The 627-nt window shown below is 60.3% G+C and carries 1 protein-coding gene; it reads left to right on the top strand.

Going from position 1 to position 627, the window contains the following annotated elements; all coding sequences use genetic code 11:
• Positions 1 to 624 (top strand): EF-Tu C-terminal domain-related protein (locus E1180_RS00105; protein ID WP_244313908.1); only part of this gene is annotated, 624 nt, incomplete at its 5' end.
• Positions 625 to 627 lie beyond the last annotated feature (3 nt).

Here is a 627-nt window from a genome sequence, read left to right as displayed (position 1 = left end):
GCGATCCGTGAGCTGATGGAAGCTGTTGACGACTACATCCCGACGCCTGAGCGTCCGAAGGATCAGCCGTTCCTGATGCCGATCGAAGACGTGTTCTCGATCTCCGGCCGCGGTACTGTTGTGACCGGCCGTGTTGAGCGCGGTATTGTCAAGGTTGGTGAAGAAGTCGAGATCGTCGGCATCAAAGACACCACCAAGACGACCGTGACCGGCGTTGAAATGTTCCGCAAGCTGCTGGACAGCGGTGAAGCTGGTGACAACATCGGCGCTCTGATCCGCGGCGTTGCCCGTGAGGATGTTGAGCGTGGCCAGGTTCTGTGTAAGCCGGGTTCTGTGACCCCGCACACGAAGTTCAAGGCTGAAGCCTACATCCTGACGAAGGAAGAGGGTGGCCGTCACACGCCGTTCTTCACCAACTACCGCCCGCAGTTCTACTTCCGCACGACGGACGTGACTGGTGTGGTGTCCCTGCCGGAAGGCACGGAAATGGTGATGCCGGGCGACAACGTCTCTGTTGACGTTGAGCTGATCGTGCCGATCGCCATGGAAGATGGCCTGCGCTTCGCGATCCGCGAAGGTGGCCGCACCGTCGGCGCCGGCGTCGTCGCATCCATCATCGAGTAATCG

Origin of the sequence: Roseibium denhamense (assembly GCF_009711415.1) — a bacterium.
Taxonomy (GTDB): Bacteria; Pseudomonadota; Alphaproteobacteria; order Rhizobiales; family Stappiaceae; genus Roseibium; species Roseibium denhamense.
This window is presented reverse-complemented; position numbering and strand designations above follow the sequence as displayed.